Source organism: Actinomyces oris, from assembly GCF_001929375.1.
Lineage (GTDB): Bacteria > Actinomycetota > Actinomycetes > Actinomycetales > Actinomycetaceae > Actinomyces > Actinomyces oris_B.
Genome location: NZ_MSGO01000038.1, coordinates 169,892 through 189,033, shown reverse-complemented (window position 1 = coordinate 189,033; position 19,142 = coordinate 169,892). Strand labels below are relative to the sequence as shown.

The window sequence follows — 19,142 nt, the reverse complement described above, 5'->3', positions numbered from 1 at the left end:
GGCGCCTCCCCGCCCTCACGTGGGGCTCGCCACCTGTCGTGGCGCTCCGGGGCGCCCCTAGGATGGGGCCATGCCGCAACCGACTCGTGACGCCGTTATGGAGGCGCTGGCCAGGGTCATCGACCCCGAGCTGCACCGCCCCATCACCGACCTGGGAATGGTCTCCTCCGTTGACATCGCCGAGAACGGCGTGGTCAGCGTCGAGGTGCTCCTGACCGTGGCCGGGTGCCCCCTGAAGGACACGATCACCGCCGACACCCGGCGCGAGGTCGGCACCGTCGAGGGCGTCACCGAGGTCCAGGTGCACCTGGGCGTCATGAACGACGAGCAGAAGGCCGAGCTGCGACGCCGCTTGCGCGGAGGGGCCGCCGAACCGGTGATTCCCTTCACCCAGCCGGGCAACCTCACCCGGGTCTACGCCGTCACCTCCGGCAAGGGCGGGGTCGGCAAGTCCTCGGTGACGGCGAACCTGGCCGCAGCCATGGCCGCCCAGGGCCTGAGCGTGGGCGTGGTCGACGCCGACATCTACGGCTTCTCCATCCCGCGCATGCTGGGGGTGGACCAGGTGCCCACCCAGCTCGACGGCATGATCGTGCCGCCGGTGGCCCACGGCGTGAAGGTCATCTCCATCGGCATGTTCGTGGAGGACAAGCAGCCGGTCGTCTGGCGCGGCCCCATGCTGCACCGCGCCGTCCAGCAGTTCCTCTCCGACGTGTTCTGGGGCGACCTGGACGTCCTGCTGCTGGACCTGCCGCCCGGGACCGGCGACGTGACGATCTCCGTGGCCCAGCTGCTGCCCAGCGCCGAGATCCTCGTAGTCACCACCCCGCAGACGGCCGCCGCCGAGGTGGCTGAGCGCACCGGTCTCATCGCCGCCCAGACGCACCAGAAGGTGGTGGGAGTCATCGAGAACATGTCCTACATGCCCCAGCCCGACGGCTCACACCTGGAGATCTTCGGCTCCGGCGGGGGCGAGATCGTCAGTGTCTCCCTGAGCGAGACCCTCGGCTACGAGGTGCCGCTGCTGGCCCAGCTGCCGCTGGACATCCGTCTGCGGGAGGGATCCGACACCGGTCGTCCGGCAGCCGTGGCCGACGACGGCAAGCCGGCCGCCGACGCCCCCGCAGCCCTGGAGCTGTCCGCTGTGGCCCAACGCCTGACTCACCGCTCTCGCGGTCTGGCCGGCAAGAGCCTGGGAGTCACCCCGGCCTGAAGTCGACGGCGACGCGCGCGGCCTCGGCGCGGGTGCGTGCGGCGGCGTTGGCGGCGCGCACGATGTCACGCGGGGACAAGGGCCGCACGCGGGTGCGGGTGTCATCGCCCGCCGTGGCGGCGTCCCCCGATTCCTCACCGGAGGCAGTGGCCTGCGGCTCGACCAGGCTGGTCGGGACCTCCACCGGCTCCGGCTCAGTCGGCTGTTCGGTCTGCTCAGCATCCTCGGACTGTTCGACCTCGGTCTTCTCCGGCTCGGTCTCATCAGGCCCGTCAGTCGCTTCAGCCGACTCGACCGACTCAGCCGACTCGGAGGCAGCCTCGGGCTCGGCGTCGTTCGCCTGCTGGAGCACTCCCCGCGGTGGGATGGAGTCGGAGGACTGCTCAGCGCTCTGCGGGCTCTCGGAGCTCTCCGTGCTCTCGCTGTTCTCAGCGGTCTCGGCGTCGTTCTCGGCCAGCTGCGCGTCCCGCTTGGCCTCGATCTGCTTGCTCAGCGACGCGGCCCGGTCCTGCTTGACCACGTCGTTGACTGCCTGGGCGGCGTCGTCGGAGATCTCCTTGGCAGCTGATCCGACGGACCGGAAGGGGTGGGTGAGGTCCTCGCGGATGGCGTCGATGTCCTCCCCCAGGGCGTCGCGCACGATCTTGCGGGGGTCGTACTGGCGCGGGTCGAGACTGGACAGGTCCAGGTCGGCCATCTCGGGGCCGACCTCCTCGGCGATCTGGCTGCGCGCGTTGTCCAGGAACACCCTGAGCTGACGCACCATCTGCGTGAGCTTGCGGGTGTACTCGGGCAAGCGCTGCGGCCCCACCACGATCACCGCCACCAGGATGATGACGAGGAACTCAGATCCGTTGATGCCGAACACGCCGCTCAGTATAGGGAGTCCTGACCGCCCCGGTCCGCCTCGGTTCGCCTACCGGCGGACTCACCCGAGCGAGTGCCCTTCCGCCTATCGGGCCGAACACCTGGAACAATGTGGCCCGAGGGGTGCGCCTGGCACCCCGCAGCAGAAGAAAGGCTCACAGTGAGTGCGGACAAGACGCTGAGCTGGTCCTACACGGAGGACTTCACCGCGGAGGACGAGGCCACCGCCCAGGCCCGCATGCGCGGGCTCGAGCTCGGCATCACCCCGGTGTCCTCGGGGACCGGGGCAACGCTGCGGATACTGGCCGCCTCAGTGGGGGCCAAGTCCGTGGCCGAGGTCGGCACCGGCACCGGCGTCTCGGGCCTGTGGCTGCTGGGCGGGATGGGCACTGACGGGGTCCTCACCACGATCGACGTCGAGCCCGAGCTTCAGCGCGAGGCCCGCCGCGCCTTCGACGGGGCCGGCTACCCCTCCTCGCGCACCCGCATCATCCAGGGGCGGGCCTCGGATGTCATGCCTCGGATGGCGGCCCGTTCCTACGACATGGTGGTGCTCGACGTCGCCCCGGAGGAGGCCATCCTCCTGGCCTCCAACGCCCTGCGGATGCTGCGCCCCGGCGGGGTCCTGGCCGTCACCCGCGCCCTGTGGAACGACCACGTGGCCGACCCGGCCCGCCGCGACGTCACCACCGTGGCAGCCCGTGAGCTCGGTAAGGCCCTGCGCGCCTCCCGGGCCCTGCTGACCACACTGCTGCCCGTCGGAGACGGCCTGCTCGTCTCCGTGCGCCAGACGTGACCGCTCACCGCCCAACCGGGCGGGACGGGGAAGAGGGCCGGCCCCCACTGGGTCCGGCCCTCTCTCGTGAGGCTGGATGACTCGGCCACCGGCTCCTCGCCCCCGAGGACCGAGTGGTGCCGGCTGCCCCGGGGCGCCTGGATCGGTCAGATCTTGGCGTTGGCCAGAGCCTCTCCGAGTGCCTTGACCTCATCGGCCGTGATCTCGAGGACGAGTCGACCACCGCCCTCAAGCGGAACCCGCATGATGATGGCGCGGCCTTCCTTGACGACTTCGAGGGGGCCGTCTCCGGTCCGGGGCTTCATGGCAGCCATGTGCTCACCTTTCGTCAGTGCTGCGCGGGCACATCGCCGCGCGACCTGTCATATTCTACGACATTCAAGGTGCGACGTTCGAGGATGCGCCTGCCATGACGCGATTCACGCCCCCGCACGGTCCTCACGCAGCCGGCGGGCCGCGCTGACCACGTAGTCCACCGCGGCCTCGGCGTCGTCGACGACGTGCAGCAGGTCGGGGTCGGTCGCGGAGATCGCGCCGCGCGCGACCATCGTGGTGCGCAACCACTCCAGCAGCCCGCCCCAGTAGCCGCTGTCCACCAGGACGATGGGGAAGAAGGAGATCTTCTGCGTCTGGACCAGGGTGAGGGCCTCGAAGAGCTCGTCGAGAGTCCCCATTCCGCCGGGCATGACGACGAATCCGTCGGAGTACTTGACGAACATGGTCTTGCGGGCGAAGAAGTAGCGGAAGTTGACCCCGAGGTCGACGTACTCGTTCATGCCCTGCTCATGGGGCAGCTCGATGCCCAGTCCCACCGAGGTTCCACCGGCCTCGTGGCACCCGCGGTTGGCGGCCTCCATCATGCCCGGACCACCTCCGGTGATGACGGCGTAGCCGGCGCGCGCCAGTCCGGCGCCGACCTCCATGGCCACGCGGTAGGCGGGGTCCTCGGGCTTGCTGCGGGCCGAGCCGAAGACGCTGATGGCCGCCCCCAGCTCCGCCAGGGCCCCGAAGCCCTCGACGAACTCCGCCTGGATGCGCATGACCCGCCACGGGTCGGCGTGGAGCCAGTCGGCGTCGGCGTCACTGCTCAGCAGTCGCGCATCAGTGGTCTGGGTGGGGATCTGGGTGCCGCGCAGCACCACTGGTCCCTTGCGGTAGGACTCGCGTGTACTCATGCCGCCATGATCCCTTAATCCTGGCGAGCCGGCGACGTGTTCGACGCTCAGGGCAAAGGACATCTAGGGGACAAAAGTCCCAGAAATCCGCTCCCGCCACCCATTTCCTTCTCGCCAACATCACATCTCTCAAGACTCTCAAAACAACCTCGAATTACACCGCCAATTTAATTCAAGATATCTTATCTTCAGGTATGTTCCATCGTTTTGGTGACTGAATTCTCCTTGTGTTTGGAAACACCAGTGAGGAGCGTCATTGTGAGCGTTTCCAGAAGTATTTGCGCGGTACCGTCACAGATATGACCCGAGGCCCTGAAGATGTGTACGACGACGTTGCCGTGGACGCGTGGATCCAGGACGATCCGGACCCGGCCACCCGCGCCGAGCTCACTGAGCTCCTAAGCGCCGCCCGATCTCATGGCGAGCAGGCCCAAGCGGCTCGCAGGGCCCTCAGCGACGCCTTCAGCGCCACCCTCGCCTTCGGTACGGCCGGCTTGCGAGGTCGCCTGGGCGGCGGCCCCAACCGGATGAACCGGGTCGTCGTCATCCGCGCTGCGGCAGGACTGTCCGCCTACCTCAAGGACCGTCTCGGTGAGGGCTTCAGCGTCGTCATCGGTTACGACGCCCGACACAACTCCGAGCAGTTCGCCCGCGATACGGCCGCGGTCGTCACCGGCGCGGGCGGACGGGCCATTCTCTTCGAGTCGCACTGCCCGACCCCGGTGCTCGCCTTCGCATTGCGGCGCCTGGAGGCCGACGCCGGCGTCATGGTGACGGCCTCGCACAACCCGCCGCAGGACAACGGCTACAAGGTCTACTTGGGTGGGCGGGCCGTCACCGACTCGGGTCAGGGAGCCCAGATCGTTCCTCCCTATGACAGTCAGATCGCTGCGGCGATCGACGCCGTCGGCCCGGTGGGCTCCGTGCCCCGCCCGCAGTCGGGCTGGGAGACGGTCGACCCGAGGATCCGGGAGGAGTACATCGAGCGGGCCGCTCAGGCGGCTCGGATGACGGCCCCCGCCCCGGTGAGGATCGTGCTGACGGCGATGCACGGCGTGGGTGGGGCCACCTGCCGTGAGGTGCTCGCGCGAGCCGGGTTCACCGACGTCGTCGAGGTGGCCGAGCAGTTCGAGCCGGATCCGGACTTCCCGACGGTCGCCTTCCCCAACCCGGAGGAGCCCGGGGCGCTGGACCTGGCGCTGGACAAGGCCCGGGAGGTCGACGCGGACCTGGTGATCGCCAACGATCCCGATGCCGATCGTTGCTCGGCGGCGATCCCGGACGAGGAGGCTCCCGGCGGCTGGCGTCAGCTGACGGGCGACGAGGTCGGCGCACTCCTGGGGGAGCAGGCCGCCGAGCTGGCCGCTTTCGCCGGCAACGGGGTCCTGGCCTGCTCCGTGGTCTCCTCTCGCCTGCTGCGCCGAATCGCCCAGTCCCACGGCCTGGGCTTCCGCCGTACCCTGACGGGCTTCAAGTGGATCAGTCGGGAGCCGGGCCTGGTCTTCGGCTACGAGGAGGCGCTGGGGTACTGCGTCGATCCCGCCGCGGTGCGGGACAAGGACGGTATCTCCGCCTCGGTGCGGTTGGCGGTGCTGACCTCCGTGCTCAAGCAGCAGGGCCGAACCTTGCAGGATCTGCTCAACCGGCTCGCACGTGAGCACGGGCTGCACGCCACGAGCCCGTTGAGCATGCGAGTCGAGGACCTCGACATCATCACCAGCACCATGGAGCGCCTGCGTTCGGGTGGGGCACCGGCCAAGCTCGCCGGCTCCCCGGTCACCACGACGGTGGATCTGCTCGACGGCGTCTCGGACGGCAACGGCGGCACCCTGCCCCCCACGAACGGGCTGGTGTGGGTGACGGCCTCGGATGACCGGGTGGTCGTGCGTCCCTCGGGGACCGAGCCCAAGCTCAAGTGCTACTGCGAAGTGATTCTGCCGACGAATGACACTCCGGTGGCGCAGGTGCGGAAGGCGGCCGCAGAGCGCCTGGAGGCCATCAAGGAGGACCTGCGCGGCATCCTGGGGATCGTCGCCTGAGACCTGCCTTCCTCCCCGCAGACCCGGCTCCGGCGTCGCCGGGAGCGCCCGCACAGGATCGGCGGCTCATCCCCGGCGTAGCAGCGGCACCCGACCCCAGGCTCCGCTCATCACGGCCCAGTGGACCAGGGCCGAGACCAGGTAGACCGCCCCGGAGGCCACCGCGATGACCCCACCGGCGGACAGGCTCAGCTGCACCGCGATCAACAGCCCGGCCAGGGCCGTGGCCGCACCGAGAACAGGGGCGCCGATCAGCAGCCGGCGCATGGTGCGCGTCCACGGCGCCAGCGCGGCCGCGGGCGCGGCGATGAGCGCGATGGGCAGAATCGTGCCGACGGCGGGAACGAGCATCACGATGGTCAGGGTGATCATGACCATGACGGTCCCCTCGGCCCAGGCGGGGTTCAGCCCGCTGGCGCGGTACCCCAGCGGGTCGAAGCTGTAGAAGGTGAGGAACCGCCCGGCCGCCACGAGCGCGAGGATCGTCATCGCCAGGACGACTCCGACGGCGATGACATCGACGTGGTTGACGTTGAGCACGGATCCGGCCAGGAAGGAGTCCACCTTGATCGGCAGCGGGGCGAACCACTTGTTGAGGAAGTAGCCCAGGGCGAATCCGAAGGTGAGGACGACGCCGGCCGCTGACTGGGAGGAGATCCCGGGAACCTGGGAGAGGCGCCGCATGAGCCAGATCATCGGCAGGCACATGAAGGCGGCCCCCACCAGCACCAGGGTGGACAGGAGGGTGAAGTCGGCGCGCTGGCCGAGGATTGCCCGCGAGAACCAGGCGGCAGTGACCACGCCGACGATCGCTCCGGGGAAGGTCGCATGAGTGAGTGACTCGGTGAAGAAGATCCGGCGATGGACCAGTGCGAGCGCGCCCACGAGCCCGGCCAGCAGCCCCATGAGAACGACCTCGATGATGGGCAGCAGGAGGATGTCGAGCCCGATCCTCATACTCGGCTCCTCTCGACCGCCGGGGCCACGGCACTCGCCGAGTCCTCCGGTCCCCCGGTGCGATCAGCGGTGGTCTCCGCTCCCGCCGCCGTCGAGGTCGCCGCCACCGTGACCGGCTGCGCCGAGCGAGCGCGGTGGCGGATCCTGGCCAGCCGTTCGCGCGCGGTGGAGACACCGACGGCGAGCAGGAGGAGCCCGGTCATCACCAGGGCCACGGTGGCCTGCGGGGAGATCGGCTTGTCGGAGGTCTCGGGCAGAGCCATGAGCAGCATGCCCAGGTATCCCCCGCCCATACCGACGGCGATGGCGATGAGGACCATGGTGCGCACCCGGGAGGCGAGAACGCGCGCCGTCGCACCGGGGATGACGAGGTAGCCGATGACCAGGAGGATGCCCACCGCCGTCGAGGCGGAGACGACCGCGGCCGCGATGGCGGTGTTGAGGACCAGGTCGAGCGCGAGGAGCCTCAGCCCGGAGGCACGGGCACCGGTGCGGTCGAAGGCGTAGGCGACCTGCTCCTTCCAGGTCGCCATGATGAGCAGCAGCGCGACGGCGCACACGATGAGTGCCTGGGCCAGGCGCGCATCGGTGACCTCCAGGAGGCGGCCGAACATGAGGGCCTCGAGCTGGCCGGACATGTCGCCCTTGGCCAGGGACAGGATGAGCCCGATGGAGAAGAAGCTGGTGAGGACGACGGCGGTACCGGCCTCGGAGGCCTCGCCCCGACGCGAGCGGTGGGAGACGATGGTCAGGACCAGGGCCGCGGCGACGGCGACGACGGAGGCCGCCGGGATGATCGCGTCGATCCCCCAGTAGACGGCGCCGGCGACGATCCCGGGGAAAACGGAGTGGACCATGGCCTCGGCACTGAACTCGGCGCTGCGCAGGTTGACGACGACACCGATAACACCGGCGACGACGCCCAGAAGCACCACCATGACCAGGGGACGGAAGAGAAAAGGGGCCTCGGCCAGGTCCATGAGTCCGGGGACGTTGGCGGCCGCCAGGCGCAGCTGCTCGAGGGCCTGGCTGAAGAGCGTCATCGCGTCACTCATGACAGCTCCTGCGTGCCCGGGCCCGAGCGCAGCCCCAGCAGCCGGGTGGTGCCGTGGCCGCCGTAGGCCTCGTCGATGTAGTGGGCCACGAGCACCTCGTCGCGCGGGCCGAAGGCGATCTGCCGTCCGGCCAGGAGGGCCACCTGCTCGCAGGTCTCCTGGGCCAGGACGAGGTCGTGGGTGGAGATGATCAGGGAGATGCCCTGCTCCTTGAGGTCGGCGATGATGGACAGCAGGGCATCGCGGTTGGGCTGGTCCAGGCCGTTGAAGGGCTCATCGAGGAGGATGAGGCGGGGCCGGGCGGCCACGCAGCGCGCCACGAGGACGCGCTGCTGCTGGCCGCCGGACAGGGTGCCGAAGCGCCTGTCGGCGCGGTCGGCCAGGCCCACGCTCTCGAGGGCCTCCAGCGCCCGACGACGGACCTCGGCGCCGGGGCGCCGCAGGATGCCGAGCTGGGAGTACATGCCCATCTGAACCACCTCCCGCACGGTGACGGGAAAAGTGGGGTCGAGGTCGCTGAGCTGAGGAACGTATCCGACGGACCCCTGTGGCGCTCTGCCCGGTGCCGCCCCGTTGACACGCACCCGGCCCCTGCTGACGGTCACCATGCCGAGCAGCGCCCGCATGAGTGTCGTCTTGCCCGAGCCGTTGGGGCCCACGAGGGCGAGGGCCTGCCCGGCCGGGACCCGACCACTGACGCCGGTGAGCACGGTGGAGGAGCCGTAGGAGAAGGAGGCGTCCTCCAGGGTGACGACCGGTTCGGCGGTAGTGGATGGGGTGGTCTGCCCGGAAGCGCGATCACGGGGGTCTGTCATACGGTTCCTCACTTGACGTCGGAGGCCTTGGGGGTCCACTGGGCGAGGTCGGCGGGGATCTCGGTGACCTTGCCGCCCCAGGCCTTGGTGAGGTTGGAGACGTTGTGGAGGATGGAGCCGATGTAGGTCTCGCCGTCGGATCCGGGGGTCCCCAGGGAGTCACCGTAGAGGGCCTCGTCGCCGATGACCGCCTTGACGCCGGCGACCTCGGCGACCTTCTGGACGGACTTGGGGTTGTTGGAGTTCTCAGCGAAGATGGCCACGGCCCCGGAGGCCTTGACCTTGTCGGCGGTCTCCTTGATCTTGTCGGCGGTGGCGTCCTGCTGGGCGTTGAAGTCGGACAGGGCGGCGCCCTCGAACTTCACGCCGAACTCCTTGCTGAAGTAGCCGAAGGCGTCGTGGCTGGTGAACAGGACCCGCTTGTCCTGGGGCACCGAGTTGAGGGAGCTGGCGGCCCACTCGTCGAGCTTCTTGAGCCTGGCGACGTAGGCGTCCACGTGGCTGCGGAAGACGCCGGCCTGTTCGGGGGAGGCCTTCTCCAGGGCGGCACCGATGTTGGTGACCTGGATGATGGCGTTCTTCGGCGAGGTCCACACGTGCGGGTCGAAGCGGAACTCGGGCTCGCTCTCGCCCTCCTCCGGTGGGAAGGGCCACTTGGCGACCTCGACCTTGGCGCTGCCCCGGTCGACCTTGTAGGGCTTGGCCTCCTCCTTCTTCTTCTGGGCGGCCAGGTCGTCGACGTCGGCGGCACCGGCGACCCCGGAGGTCACCACCATGGTGCCCTTGAAGCCGGTGGAGTCGACGGCGGAGTCCAGGAAGTGCTCCAGGTCGACGCCGGAGATGAAGAAGAGATCCGCCTCGGACAGGGCCTTGGACTGGGCCGTGGTCATGTCGTGCTCGTGCGCCGAGGCGTTGGGGGCCAGCAGGCAGGTGAGCTTGAGGTGGGACTTGGCCTTGGCGGCGTCGGCTCCGAAGTGCTGGGTCTTGCCGTCCGCGCCGGTACGGTCGAAGGAGAGGTCACTGGAGGCGTCGCCGCTGGCGAGCTGGGTGATGTAGTCGCAGATCTGCGTGGTGGAGGCGACCGCCTTGACCGTTCCCGCGGCGTCGGCCGAGGTCGAGCTGTGACCACAGGCAGCCAGGGCGGGAGCGAACAGGGCGAGGCAAGCGAGCGCCACAATGCTGCGGCGACTCATACTGGGGATGGTTCTCATAGCGCTGAGTATAGTTTCGGGGACCCGAAACTTGGCAAGTTGAGGCGATCCTTCCCTATTCGTGCCGACGGGGACGGCGACGGGCCCGGCTGCGGTGCCGGGCCCGCCGGTGACGCGCTGTCTCCTTCAGTCGCTCAGCCCCTCCAGGACGGCGGTGCTGGAGGACAGGCCCAGGCGGTTGGCGCCGGCCTCGACCATGGCCAGGGCGTCGGCGGCCGTGCGGATGCCGCCGGAGGCCTTGACGCCGAGGCGCTCTCCCACGGTGTCGCGCATGAGGGCGACGGCGTGGGTGGAGGCTCCGCCGGCGGGATGGAAGCCGGTGGAGGTCTTGACGAAGTCGGCTCCGGCGGCCTCGGCGGCGCGGCAGGTGGAGACGATCTCCTCATCGGTGAGAGCGGCGGACTCGATGATGACCTTGAGGACGGCGCCCCGGCAGGCCTCGCGCACGCCGCGGATGTCGGCCTCGACGGCGTCGGCATCGCCCTCCTTGACGAGGCGGAGGTTGACGACCATGTCGATCTCCTCGGCGCCCTTGGCGAGGGCGTCGGCGGCCTCGGCGGCCTTGACGGAGGTGGCGTGGGCGCCGGAGGGGAAGCCGCAGACGGTGGCCACGTGCAGTGCCTCGGGCACCTCCACCGGCAGGAGGCTCGGGGAGACGCACACGCTGTAGGCACCCAGGGCGGCGGCCTCGGAGATGAGCGCATTGACCTGTGCGGCAGTGGCCTCGGGTTTGAGGAGGGTGTGGTCGATGAGGCGGGCGACCTGGGTGCGCGTGGTCATGGGGGTCCTTCCTGGTGGGCAGTCACGACATCATGGCCCGACCGGTTTCATCCGGGCAAAGTCGACTCGGCCCGGCGAAGGGGACCGAGAGAACATGCGCCCGCCTTTCAGGGTGACAGGACTTTTTCCCACCCCTCGAACCAGGATAATACTCTTGATGGTCAGTCCTCGGGCGCGATGACGGCGAGGACGCGGGGCCAGTTGCCGAGCTCGCGGGGGCCGGGGCGGTGCGGATCGCGCGGGGCGGTCAGGTCGAGGGGGCGCACGGCGCCGCTGGAGGGCTCGTAGATGTGCGCGCGCCCCTCACCGGGGTCCTCCTGCCCGATGGTCCGCCAGGGCAGGGCCAGGACGTAGTGGCGGGGCACGGCCGGGGTTCGTGCCAGGGACGCGCGCAGCCTCGCCCTCGCAGTGGGCTCGCCCTCGGCGTCGTCATCGAGGACGAGCGGACCGCCGGTGACCAGGATGACCGGGAGCCCGCCTGCCAGCACCTCACGGATCGAGGAGACCTCAGGCCCCCAGGCGGGGCCGTGGTCGCTCACCCACCTCACCGTGTAACGACGGCTCCCGCCGCCCGGGGTGCAGGTGCTCGCGATCTCGGTCATCTGCCGGGCCACGGACCAGGGCGTGGAGCCGAGCGCCCTCGGCCAGGGCAGTGCCCCCAGGCCGCGGACATTCATGGCCCGCTGGAGACGCACCTGCTGGCGGGACAGGACGGAGACCAGGTGCTTGCCCTCCCGGCCGGGTGGCGAGGCGGTCATCTCCCGGGCGAGGTCACCGGTCACAGCTGCGCGCTCGCCGGGTTCCAGGAGCAGGCGGGCGGCCAGGAGGCAGGTGGGCCCGCAGGTGGTGGCGTCGGTCTGGGTCAGGGTGATGGCCTGGCCCGCCTGGCTGAGGCGGCCCACCCGCAGCCGGGAGTTGACGGCTCGGGCGACGATGGCAGGCTCCATCTGCCGGGGCGTAGTCATCCGATGCGCTCCAGGATGACTCCGCGCTCCCGGCGGGCCACGGCGTCGGCCGCCTCCGGCGATCCGGCCTGGGAGATGACGATGCCGCCGGCGAGCGCCTCCCGGGCGCGGGTGAAGCGCTCGGGCGTGGCGGTGTGCAGGGTGAGCAGTGGTTGGCCGGCGCGCACCTCGTCGCCCGGTTTGGCGTGCATGGTGACGCCGGCGACGGCCTGGACCGGGTCCTCCTTGCGGGCCCGTCCGGCCCCGAGGCGCCAGGCGGCCACCCCGACGGCGAGGGCGTCCAGGGTGGTGAGGACCCCGTCGGCCGGGGCGGTGACGGTCTCGGTCTGCGGGGCGAGGGGCAGGGGCGCGTCCGGGTCGCCGCCCTGGCGGGCGACCATGTCGCGCCAGATGTCCATGGCGCGCCCGTCGGCCAGGGCGGCTCGGGCCTCGTCCTCCTCCACGGGTCTGCCGGCGGCGGCGCACATCTCCAGGGCCAGGCCCACGGTGAGGTCGACGACGTCGGCCGGTCCCCCGCCGGCGAGCACCTCGAGGGACTCGGCGACCTCGAGGGCGTTGCCGGCGGTGAGCCCGAGCGGGGTGGACATGTCGGTGAGCAGGGCGCGAGTGGTCACGCCGGCGTCGGTGCCCAGGGCCACCATGGTGGCGGCGAGCTCGCGGGCCTGGTCGAGCTCCTTCATGAAGGCGCCCGAGCCGACCTTGACGTCCAGGACGAGGGCGCCGGTCCCCTCGGCGATCTTCTTGGACATGATCGATGAGGCGATCAGGGGGACGCAGGAGACGGTGGCGGTGGTGTCGCGCAGGGCGTAGAGGCGCTTGTCGGCGGGGGCCAGGCCCGCCCCGGCGGCGCAGATGACGGCGCCGGGGCCGCCGGCATCGAGCATCGTCAGGATCTCCTCGCCCGTGAGGTCGGCCCGCCAGCCGGGGATGGACTCCAGCTTGTCCAGGGTCCCGCCGGTGTGCCCGAGCCCGCGTCCGGACAGCTGGGGGACGCTCACGCCGAAGACGGCCACGAGCGGCGCCAGCGGCAGGGTGATCTTGTCCCCCACTCCCCCGGTGGAGTGCTTGTCCGCCGTGGGGCGGGTCAGGCCGGAGAAGTCCATGCGCTCCCCGGAGGCGATCATGGCGTCGGTCCAGCGGGCGATCTCAGCCCGGCTCATGCCGCGCAGGTAGATGGCCATGGCCAGGGCGCTCATCTGCTCCTCGGCGACGGCGCCGCGGGTGTAGGCGTCCACGACCCAGTCGATCTGGGCGTCGGTCAGGGCGGCGCCGTCGCGCTTGGCGGCGATGACGTCGACGGCGTCGAAGGGCTCGACGCCCGACGTGGCGGCGGGGACGGTCACGGGGCTCTCCTCCATCTGTGGCTACTGGTCAGCCGGCCCTCAGCTCTGCTGGCCGACGACGCGCTCGACGTCGTCGGCGGTGAAGCGGTCGGGCAGGACCTCGTCGATGCTCATCATCCCCGAGGGCATGGCCAGCACCATAGCGTCGGCGGCGTGCTCGCTCAGGAGCTGGCGGCAGCGCCCGCACGGAGCCAGGGCCCGGCCGTGGGCGTCCACGCAGGCGAAGGCGACCAGGCGCCCTCCTCCGGTGCGGGTGAGCTCGGAGACGAGGCCGCACTCGGCGCACAGGGTGACGCCGTAGCCGGCGTTCTCCACGTTGCATCCCGAGACGAGTCGGCCGTCGTCGACCAGGGCGGCGGCCCCGACCTTGAAGCGGGAGTAGGGGGCGTAGGCGTGGGTCATGGCCTCCACGGCGAGCTCGTGCAGGGCCTGCCAGTGGGCGTCGGTCAGATCGGTGGGCGCGATGCTGCTCACGGGTAGGGCACCCCCTCGGCGGCCGGCGCGCGCACCTTGCCCACGAATCCGGCCACCGCCAGGATCGTGACGATGTAGGGGATCATAGAGATGATGTCCGGTGAGACCGAGCTGCCGATGACCGGCAGGGTCTGGGCCACGGAGGTGGCGAAGCCGAAGAGCAGGGCCGCCCCCAGGGAGCCCAGGGGCCGCCAGGCCCCCAGGATCATGGCGGCCAGGGCGATGTAGCCGTTGCCGGCGGTCATGTCGTTCTCGAAGGACAGGCCCGAGCCGACGGTGAAGAAGGCTCCTCCCAGTCCGGCGAGCGCCCCGGCCAGGGCCAGGTTGGTCACGCGGGTGCGCATGACGTTGATGCCGACGGTGTCGGCGGCCTTGGGGTGCTCACCGCAGGCCCGCAGCCTCAGTCCCCACCGGGAGCGGAAGAGCATGACGGACAGGACCGCCACGGCCGCGTACATGAGGTAGACGAGGATCGTCTGGCGGAAGAGGACCGGCCCGATGATCGGGATCCGGGACAGCAGCGGCACCGCCAGGGTGGGCAGGCGCAGGGCCCGGTTGAGGCTGGGGCTGGAGGACAGGAAGGTGGAGAACAGGAAGCCGGTGAGCCCGGAGACCAGGACGTTGAGGACGACGCCGACGACGATCTGGTTGACCCGGTAGCGCAGTCCGAACAGGGCCAGCAGGAGGGCCACGAGGACTCCGGCCACGGGTGCGGCCAGGATCCCCACCCACGGGTTGGAGCAGGCCGAGGCGACGACGGCCCCCAGGAAGGCCCCGCCCAGGAGCTGGCCCTCGATGGCGATGTTGATGGTGCCCGATCGCTCCCCGATGATCCCGGCCAGTGAGCCGTAGACGAGGGGGACGCTCAGTCCCAGCGCGGAGGACAGGATGGTCACCAGGGGGATGACGCCGCTGCTTCCGGCCCCGGCCCAGGCCAGGAAGGCCAGGACGAATCCGATGCCGATGAGGGCGGCGGCCCAGGTCGGGATCCTGCTGCGACGCCGGGCCCGGTCGAAGGCGACGGCGGTGGCCGCCGCGACGATCGCGGCGGCGGCGAGGATGACCAGGCGTGCGTTGAGCTCGGGGGCCCCGAGCCGGAAGAGGTCGGAGGAGGCGGTGAGGTCGAAGGTGGTTGAGCCGCGGGCCCCCAGGGCCATGAGCCCCTGCAGGAGGAGCACGACGAAGCCGGTGATCGGGATCTTCGGGTCCATGGGCGCAACCGCCGCGGGCGCGGGCGCATCCGATGCGGTCGCGGCGTGAGAATCGACTGGAGCAGTTGATGCGCTCATGGCTCAGGCCTCCTTCGCGGCGGGAGCGGCCGGGGCTGCGGCCGGCACTGAGACGGGGGACGGATCATTGCCGCCGAGGGACTCTCGGCGCTCCGGGATCCGGAAGATGGCCCGGATCAGGGGCGGCGCGGCGATGAACAGCACGATCGTGGACTGCAGGACCAGGACGATCTTGATGTGGGTGCCGGGTGCGGCCTGCATGGCGGTGCCCCCGGCGCGCAGCGCCCCGAAGAGCAGGCCGGCCAGCACGGTCCCCAGGGGGCGGGAGCGGCCCAGGAGTGCCACTGTGATGGCGTCGAAGCCGATGGTTCCCACGACGGACTCGTCCATGCTCTTCTGGGTGCCCAGGACCGGAGCGGTGGCGGCCAGCCCGCACAGGGCGCCGGAGATCATCATGACCAGGCTCGTCACCCAGGGCACGCTCATGCCGGCGGTGCGGGCGGCGTCGGCGTTGAGGCCGGTGGCCCGCAGCTGGAAGCCGAGGCGGGAGCGCTCCATGAGCCACCACACGGCCACGGCGACCAGCAGGGCCAGGAGGAAACCGGCGTGGAGGCGGAAGGAGTCGCCGGCCAGTGAGGGGTACTGGGCGGTGTCCGCCACGGTCAGGGACTTGCGGTTGCCGGTTTCTCCCTCCCCGTTGAAGGCCTTGAGGCTGAGCGCCTGGGACAGTAGGTGGGCGGCGATGGAGTTGAGCATGATCGTCACGATCACCTCGTTGGCTCCGGTGCGGGCCTTGAGGACGCCGGCGATGCCGCCCCACACCAGTCCGCCCAGGGCCGCCCCGATGACGGCGACGAGCAGGTGGGCCACCGGGGGCAGGTTCCAGGCGATGCCCGCGTAACAGGCCGTGATCGCTCCGAGGATCATCTGCCCCTGGCCGCCGATATTGAACAGGCCGGCTCGGAAGGCCACGGCCATGCCGAGTCCGGCGATGATGAGTGGGGTGGCGTTGGTCAGGGTGTCGGTGATGGGGCGGATCATGCGCACGCCCGTGGTGGCGCGCCAGTCGAAGACGGCGCCGCGCAGCAGGGAGCTGTAGGCCTCGCTCAGGGTGGAGGCGGTGGCGTGGAGGAAGTCGCCAGGACGGTTGAACAGGTAGGTGGCGGTGTAGCGCACCTCGGAGTCGGCCGCGAGGATGAGGATCGAGCTGAGGATCAGGGCGGTCAGGACCGCGAGCAGCCCGACGACGGCCGGCGAGGAGGCGACCTGCCGCAGCAGGGCGGCCTGGCCGGCAGGCCGTCTGCCCGGCTGGCCGCTCGGGCCGCGTTCGGTCCGATCCTCGGGGCGGTCCTCGGACGGGGACGTCGGGGTCGCTTCGGTGCTGGAGCCGGTGGTGGGAGTGCTCATCGTGTCTGCTCCTGAGGGTCGAGGGCCTGCTCGGCGGGGGTGCCGGCCATCATGAGGCCCAGGGCGTCGCGGGCGGTGTCGGCCGGGACGGTGCCGACGATCCGGCCGCGGTACATGACGGCGATCCTGTCGGCCAGGGCGTAGATCTCGTCGAGCTCGGAGGAGATGATGAGGACGGCGGTGCCGGTGTCCCGCTCGGCGACGATGCGCCGGTGGACGAACTCGATGGAGCCCACGTCCAGGCCGCGGGTGGGTTGGGAGGCGACGAGGACCTTCAGGGGCCGGGAGAGCTCGCGGGCGAGGATGGCCTTCTGCTGGTTGCCTCCCGAGAGGGTCGAGATGGCGTCGTCGACGTCGGTGACGCGCACGTCGAACTCCTCGCGCATCCGGTGGGCGGCGTGGCGCACGCGCGTCGGGGACAGTGACGGGCCCCGCCCCAGGGAGGGGTCGTCGTAGCGGTCCAGGACCATGTTCTCGGCGACGGAGAGCTCGGCGACCATGCCGTCGGTGGTGCGGTCCTCGGGTACGAAGCCCAGTCCGGATCGCAGGCGTCGGCGCACCGTGTGGCCGGTGACGTCCTGGCCGTCGAAGGCGATGGAGCCGGCGGTGGGCGGACGCAGCCCGAGGATGACCTCGCTCAGCTCGGTCTGACCGTTGCCCTGGACGCCTGCGATGGCGAGGATCTCGCCGGATCGCACGTGCAGGTCGATGTCCTGAAGCAGGACGGTGCCGTCCTCGATGAGGCTGATGCCCTCCAGGGCGAGCCCGTCGTCCCCGGGGTCGGCCGGTGGCTTGTCGACGGTCAGGGAGACGTCGTGGCCGACCATGAGGCCGGCGAGCTCGGCGGCCGAGGCGGTGGGCTCGGCGGTGCCGACGACGCGGCCGCGGCGGATGACGGTGATGGTGTCGGCGACCTCGCGGATCTCGCGCAGCTTGTGAGTGATGAAGACGATGGAGGTGCCCGAGGCCTTGAGCTCGCGCATGATGGCGATGAGCTCGTCGGTCTCCTGCGGGGTGAGCACGGCGGTGGGCTCGTCGAGGATGAGGACCCTGGCGTCTCTGGCCAGGGCCTTGATGATCTCCACGCGCTGCTGGACACCCACGGGCAGGTCCTCGATGAGGGCGTCGGGGTCGACGTCGAAGCCGAAGCGGCGGGAGATCTCGGTGACCTTGGCGGCGGCGGCGCCGGTGTTGAGGAGCCCCAGCGACCCGACCGGCTCGTAGCCCAGGGCGACGGACTCGGCCACGGTGAAGACGGGCACGAGCATGAAGTGCTGGTGGACCATGCCGATGCCGGCGGCCACGGCGTCGCCCGGACCGGAGAAGGTGACGGGCTCATCGTCGATGAGGATCTCTCCGGCGTCGGGCTGGTGGAGGCCGTAGAGGACGTTCATGAGTGTGGACTTGCCCGCACCGTTCTCGCCCAGGAGGGCGTGTATCTGGCCGGGTTCGACGGTCAGGTCGATGTGGTCGTTGGCCACGAGCGGCCCGAAGGCCTTCGTGATCCCACGCAGCTCAAGCTTCACAACAGACTCGCTTCCGGGTGGCGGTGGAGGCTCGGGGCGCCGGCCCCGGCCGGGCGTTCAGGAGGGGTCGTAGGGGGTGGAGACGTCGAGGGACCCGTCGATGATCTGGCCTCGCAGCTCCTCGAGCCTGGCCTTGACCGGCGCCGGTACCCGGGAGTCGAAGTCGTGGAAGGGTGCGGCGGCCACCCCGTTGTTCTTGAGGGTTCCGATGTAGGGCTCGGAGGAGAATCTCCCCTCGGAGGCGTTCTTGACGGTGTCGAAGACCGAGTTGCCGATCTCCTTGACCACGGAGGTCATGATGATGCTGCCGTCACCGGTGGAGGTGTAGCCGTCGGAGTCGACCCAGATGACGGCGTTGGTGCCTCCGGCGTCGTTCTTCTGGCGCACGGAGGAGAGCGTGCCCTGGCCGACGGGGCCGGCCACCGGCATGATGACGTCCGCGCCCTGGGACATGAACTGCTCGGTGATGGCCTGGCCCTTGGCGGCGTCGGTGAAGTTGCCGACGAAGGAGCCGCCCTTGCCGGTGGTGGTGTCCCAGCCCTTGACCTGGACCTGGGCGCCGGTGTCCTGGTTGTAGCGGGCCACGCCCTTGGCGAAGCCGTCCATGAAGATCTGGACGGTGGGCAGGGGCTTGCCGCCGTAGGTGCCCACGACCCCGGTGCGGGAGGTGCCGGCGGCGGCGTATCCGGCCAGGTAGGCGGCCTCGGCCGTCTTGAACAGCAGCGGCTTGGTGTTGGGCAGGGTGGCGGGCTTTCCGTCGGCGCCGATGAAGGAGGCGTCGATGAGGGCGAACTGGATGTCGGGGTTGGCCTTGGCCGACTCGGTCAGGTCGGCGGCGATGTTGAAGCCGACACCGATGACGAGCTTGCAGTTCTGCTGGATGAGCGCGTAGATGTTGGTGGCGTAGTCGGCCGAGCTCTCCGACTGCACGGCGATGGTCTTGACTCCCAGCTCCTTGCCGGCCCGGTCCAGGCCCTTCTTGCCGGACTCGTTGAAGGAGTGGTCGTCGAATCCGCCCTCATCGGAGAGCATGCAGGCGGTGAAGTCCTTGGCGCCCTCCAGGTTGCGGGTGGGCCGCTGCGCAGGCGGCGTCCCGCAGGCGGCCAGGACCAGGGCCACGGCCGCGCCGAGCGTCATCGCGGAGCAGGCCTTCTTCATGGAAACCTCCGTGGTTCTCACGTGCGACGGGGGACACATTCGAGTGACAAGGATAGGCGAGAACCTCCCATTATCACACCACCCGTTCCGTCGGTATGACCTCGTGATCGTCTTGGGTTCGATGAGGGGCCC

At 70.3% G+C, this 19,142-nt stretch carries 18 protein-coding genes; 3 read left to right on the top strand and 15 right to left on the bottom strand.

What is annotated here, in order from left to right:
• Positions 1-70 precede the first annotated feature (70 nt).
• Complete coding sequence (locus BKH32_RS09685) at positions 71-1,213, top strand: Mrp/NBP35 family ATP-binding protein (protein ID WP_075249826.1); 1,143 nt, start codon at positions 71-73, stop codon at positions 1,211-1,213.
• On the opposite strand, the gene BKH32_RS09680 is transcribed toward BKH32_RS09685, so the two are convergent.
• Complete coding sequence (locus BKH32_RS09680) at positions 1,200-2,081, bottom strand: twin-arginine translocase TatA/TatE family subunit (protein WP_075249825.1); 882 nt, start codon at positions 2,079-2,081, stop codon at positions 1,200-1,202. The genes BKH32_RS09685 and BKH32_RS09680 overlap by 14 nt on opposite strands.
• A 159-nt stretch (positions 2,082-2,240) precedes the next feature.
• Here BKH32_RS09680 and BKH32_RS09675 point away from each other — a divergent pair, with 159 nt between their 5' ends.
• The gene (locus tag BKH32_RS09675) at positions 2,241-2,876 is read left to right on the top strand and encodes an O-methyltransferase (protein WP_075249824.1); all 636 of its coding nucleotides are present in this window, start codon (positions 2,241-2,243) and stop codon (positions 2,874-2,876) included.
• A 146-nt stretch (positions 2,877-3,022) separates the two neighbouring features.
• Here BKH32_RS09675 and BKH32_RS09670 read toward each other — a convergent pair whose 3' ends face one another.
• Positions 3,023-3,190: a DUF3117 domain-containing protein gene (locus BKH32_RS09670; protein WP_009396029.1), complete on the bottom strand. Its 168-nt coding sequence runs from the start codon at positions 3,188-3,190 to the stop codon at positions 3,023-3,025.
• Between the two features lie 105 nt (positions 3,191-3,295).
• Entirely contained in the window at positions 3,296-4,051 is a 756-nt protein-coding gene (locus BKH32_RS09665; RefSeq protein WP_075249823.1) for a TIGR00730 family Rossman fold protein, read from the bottom strand.
• Positions 4,052-4,350: 299 nt separating this feature from the next.
• On the opposite strand from BKH32_RS09665, the gene BKH32_RS09660 reads away from it, so the two are divergent.
• Positions 4,351-6,090 (top strand): phospho-sugar mutase, encoded by a 1,740-nt coding sequence (locus BKH32_RS09660; protein ID WP_075249822.1) that lies wholly within the window; start codon positions 4,351-4,353, stop codon positions 6,088-6,090.
• Between the two features lie 66 nt (positions 6,091-6,156).
• Here BKH32_RS09660 and BKH32_RS09655 read toward each other — a convergent pair whose 3' ends face one another.
• From BKH32_RS09655 to BKH32_RS09600, 12 genes are all read right to left on the bottom strand, one after another.
• On the bottom strand, positions 6,157-7,047 hold the full coding sequence (locus tag BKH32_RS09655; protein ID WP_075249821.1) for a metal ABC transporter permease: 891 nt from the start codon (positions 7,045-7,047) through the stop codon (positions 6,157-6,159).
• Positions 7,044-8,102, bottom strand: coding sequence for a metal ABC transporter permease (locus tag BKH32_RS09650; RefSeq protein WP_075249820.1), 1,059 nt, complete (start codon positions 8,100-8,102; stop codon positions 7,044-7,046). Before BKH32_RS09650 ends, BKH32_RS09655 begins: the two co-directional genes overlap by 4 nt.
• The gene (locus BKH32_RS09645; protein WP_075249819.1) at positions 8,099-8,917 is read right to left on the bottom strand and encodes a metal ABC transporter ATP-binding protein; all 819 of its coding nucleotides are present in this window, start codon (positions 8,915-8,917) and stop codon (positions 8,099-8,101) included. The genes BKH32_RS09650 and BKH32_RS09645 overlap by 4 nt, the downstream gene beginning before the upstream one ends.
• Before the next feature lie 8 nt (positions 8,918-8,925).
• Positions 8,926-10,110, bottom strand: coding sequence for a metal ABC transporter substrate-binding protein (locus BKH32_RS09640; protein ID WP_075249818.1), 1,185 nt, complete (start codon positions 10,108-10,110; stop codon positions 8,926-8,928).
• Positions 10,111-10,254: 144 nt separating this feature from the next.
• Positions 10,255-10,908 (bottom strand): deoxyribose-phosphate aldolase, encoded by a 654-nt coding sequence (deoC, locus tag BKH32_RS09635; RefSeq protein ID WP_075249817.1) that lies wholly within the window; start codon positions 10,906-10,908, stop codon positions 10,255-10,257.
• Positions 10,909-11,069: 161 nt separating this feature from the next.
• Positions 11,070-11,873 (bottom strand): hypothetical protein, encoded by an 804-nt coding sequence (locus BKH32_RS09630; protein WP_075249816.1) that lies wholly within the window; start codon positions 11,871-11,873, stop codon positions 11,070-11,072.
• Complete coding sequence (locus BKH32_RS09625; RefSeq protein ID WP_218638464.1) at positions 11,870-13,231, bottom strand: thymidine phosphorylase; 1,362 nt, start codon at positions 13,229-13,231, stop codon at positions 11,870-11,872. Before BKH32_RS09625 ends, BKH32_RS09630 begins: the two co-directional genes overlap by 4 nt.
• Positions 13,232-13,255: 24 nt before the next feature.
• Complete coding sequence (locus tag BKH32_RS09620; RefSeq protein ID WP_075249814.1) at positions 13,256-13,690, bottom strand: cytidine deaminase; 435 nt, start codon at positions 13,688-13,690, stop codon at positions 13,256-13,258.
• The gene (locus BKH32_RS09615) at positions 13,687-14,979 is read right to left on the bottom strand and encodes an ABC transporter permease (RefSeq protein ID WP_075249813.1); all 1,293 of its coding nucleotides are present in this window, start codon (positions 14,977-14,979) and stop codon (positions 13,687-13,689) included. The genes BKH32_RS09620 and BKH32_RS09615 overlap by 4 nt, the downstream gene beginning before the upstream one ends.
• Before the next feature lie 3 nt (positions 14,980-14,982).
• The gene (locus tag BKH32_RS09610) at positions 14,983-16,326 is read right to left on the bottom strand and encodes an ABC transporter permease (RefSeq protein ID WP_075249812.1); all 1,344 of its coding nucleotides are present in this window, start codon (positions 16,324-16,326) and stop codon (positions 14,983-14,985) included.
• Positions 16,323-17,852, bottom strand: a complete 1,530-nt coding sequence (locus BKH32_RS09605; protein WP_075249811.1) for an ABC transporter ATP-binding protein — start codon at positions 17,850-17,852, stop codon at positions 16,323-16,325. Before BKH32_RS09605 ends, BKH32_RS09610 begins: the two co-directional genes overlap by 4 nt.
• Before the next feature lie 57 nt (positions 17,853-17,909).
• Positions 17,910-19,010: a BMP family lipoprotein gene (locus BKH32_RS09600; protein WP_075249810.1), complete on the bottom strand. Its 1,101-nt coding sequence runs from the start codon at positions 19,008-19,010 to the stop codon at positions 17,910-17,912.
• Between the last annotated feature and the right edge of the window lie 132 nt (positions 19,011-19,142).

Excerpts from the sequence above, each read along its gene's own strand:
- BKH32_RS09685 (WP_075249826.1), top strand. The coding sequence starts at position 71 with ATGCCGCAACCGACTCGTGACGCCGTTATGGAGGCGCTGGCCAGGGTC.
- BKH32_RS09670 (WP_009396029.1), bottom strand. The coding sequence starts at position 3,190 with ATGGCTGCCATGAAGCCCCGGACCGGAGACGGCCCCCTCGAAGTCGTC.
- BKH32_RS09665 (WP_075249823.1), bottom strand. The coding sequence starts at position 4,051 with ATGAGTACACGCGAGTCCTACCGCAAGGGACCAGTGGTGCTGCGCGGC.
- BKH32_RS09660 (WP_075249822.1), top strand. The coding sequence starts at position 4,351 with ATGACCCGAGGCCCTGAAGATGTGTACGACGACGTTGCCGTGGACGCG.
- BKH32_RS09655 (WP_075249821.1), bottom strand. The coding sequence starts at position 7,047 with ATGAGGATCGGGCTCGACATCCTCCTGCTGCCCATCATCGAGGTCGTT.
- BKH32_RS09650 (WP_075249820.1), bottom strand. The coding sequence starts at position 8,102 with ATGAGTGACGCGATGACGCTCTTCAGCCAGGCCCTCGAGCAGCTGCGC.
- BKH32_RS09645 (WP_075249819.1), bottom strand. The coding sequence starts at position 8,917 with ATGACAGACCCCCGTGATCGCGCTTCCGGGCAGACCACCCCATCCACT.
- BKH32_RS09640 (WP_075249818.1), bottom strand. The coding sequence starts at position 10,110 with ATGAGTCGCCGCAGCATTGTGGCGCTCGCTTGCCTCGCCCTGTTCGCT.
- deoC (WP_075249817.1), bottom strand. The coding sequence starts at position 10,908 with ATGACCACGCGCACCCAGGTCGCCCGCCTCATCGACCACACCCTCCTC.
- BKH32_RS09630 (WP_075249816.1), bottom strand. The coding sequence starts at position 11,873 with ATGACTACGCCCCGGCAGATGGAGCCTGCCATCGTCGCCCGAGCCGTC.
- BKH32_RS09625 (WP_218638464.1), bottom strand. The coding sequence starts at position 13,231 with ATGGAGGAGAGCCCCGTGACCGTCCCCGCCGCCACGTCGGGCGTCGAG.
- BKH32_RS09615 (WP_075249813.1), bottom strand. The coding sequence starts at position 14,979 with ATGAGCGCATCAACTGCTCCAGTCGATTCTCACGCCGCGACCGCATCG.
- BKH32_RS09610 (WP_075249812.1), bottom strand. The coding sequence starts at position 16,326 with ATGAGCACTCCCACCACCGGCTCCAGCACCGAAGCGACCCCGACGTCC.
- BKH32_RS09600 (WP_075249810.1), bottom strand. The coding sequence starts at position 19,010 with ATGAAGAAGGCCTGCTCCGCGATGACGCTCGGCGCGGCCGTGGCCCTG.